3 protein-coding genes are annotated in these 1,442 nt (G+C 60.7%); all 3 read left to right on the top strand.

Annotated elements, in window-relative coordinates; translation table 11 throughout:
* The coding region (locus GVY39_RS33715; protein WP_201295359.1) for an MspA family porin at window positions 1–126 on the top strand (126 nt) is incomplete at its 5' end.
* A gap of 323 nt (window positions 127–449) precedes the next feature.
* Window positions 450–1,124, top strand: coding sequence for an MspA family porin (locus tag GVY39_RS33710; RefSeq protein ID WP_159931030.1), 675 nt, complete (start codon window positions 450–452; stop codon window positions 1,122–1,124).
* Between the two features lie 62 nt (window positions 1,125–1,186).
* On the top strand, window positions 1,187–1,442 hold a 256-nt coding region (locus tag GVY39_RS33705), incomplete at its 3' end, for an MspA family porin (RefSeq protein ID WP_201295443.1).

Below are 1,442 nucleotides of genomic sequence, written 5' to 3'. Positions count from 1 at the left end.
GAGACCATCGGTCTCAATGGCTGTGGTGGTTATGCCCAGGCGCGTGCTTTCGTGAGCGTCGAGGTCGAAACCGACAATGTCATCACCTGGGTGACGCTGTGGGGAGCACCCTTCAGCCTCGGCTGAGTGAACGGCGGGTGAAAAACCCGTAGCTTCGGATGAAATGGACCCTCGCATCGCGACGGGTCCATTTCGTCATGAATTCAATTGACCCGCAACGAGCTCGATGATCTTAATGGGGTCACTTTCGTCTCGAGGCAATTTGCCCGAATTTCCGGAAAAGTCCGGTTGATACCGAATAACATTGTTTCCGTCCGAGATCGCTCGATGACGCGATGGTCGGCGGATCGCTTGGTGGACGGCACATTCCACTGCGCGCCGCAGGCTTTGGAGGGACACGTCCGCCTCGACACCCTGAGGCGGTCGGATGCAACCTGATGAGGAAAAAGATGAGCAAGTACCGCACCAACGGTCTGTCTCGAGGCGTCCGCGTCGCGGGCGCCGCTGCCGTGGCAGCCGTGGCCACCGGTCTGTTGTCCACCGGTGCCGCCAATGCCGATGTCTTCGTGCCGTTGCCGGACGGTCACAAGGCAGGGTACGGCGTGAGCATCACCCGCAATGGTGAGCGCGCCTTGATCTCCCCGTCCCTTGCTGCGAACGGTGCCGGCCGTGTCGTGTGGGTTTCGGGGAACGCCATTGCCGATGTCGCTGTGACGCCGGAAGGTGAGATCGGCCCGAACAACGGCCCGAGCGGAAACCCGGGCACGAATAATTCGTCCACTCACGGTGCCTCGCAGTTGAGCACCGGTTACATCGTCGGCTGCCAGATCAGCATCGCCGACGACGCCATTTCCGCCGGTGTGTCCGGCAGTGTCAACCTCGAGGGCGCGAGCGCCGGTGGCTCGATCGGTATCAATCTCGGTCCCGGCGAGGTCACGTTCGTTCAGATCGATTACAAGGACATCCTGAAGCCGGGTGTGTACTCCGTCGAGTATCAGGATGCCGAGATTCAGATCCAGGGGTGTGCGGGTTACGCGCAGGCGCGTTCGTACACGGTCGTCGAGATCATCGGCGATCACTATTCGAAGACCACCCTTTACGGGATGCCGTTCAGCATCGGCTGACGCGGCCGGATCTGTCAAATCTTCTTTCGCTCAAGCGAACTCGACACTTAAAGGGAATCATCATGTTCGATCGTAAGAAATTGGCGCGCGCGGCCGGGCTGTGCGCGTCCACGGCCATCGCTGTAGGTCTCCTCTCCACAGGTGCGGCGAATGCCGATACTTTCGTTCCGCTGCCGGGTGGTGAGCTTGTCAAGACGTTGTCGGATGGCACGGTGGTGACCGTTCGTCTGGTCGGTGAGTCGGCGACCATCAGTCCGTCTATGGGTGCGACGCCGTTGCATCGCAATGCGTGGGTCTCCGGTAGCGCGCAGGTCGAGC

This window comes from Nocardia sp. CY15, from assembly GCF_009829295.1.
GTDB classification, from domain to species: domain Bacteria; phylum Actinomycetota; class Actinomycetes; order Mycobacteriales; family Mycobacteriaceae; genus Nocardia; species Nocardia sputi.
The sequence above is the reverse complement of the archived record's forward strand: the minus strand, read 5'-3'. Positions and strand labels throughout refer to the sequence as shown.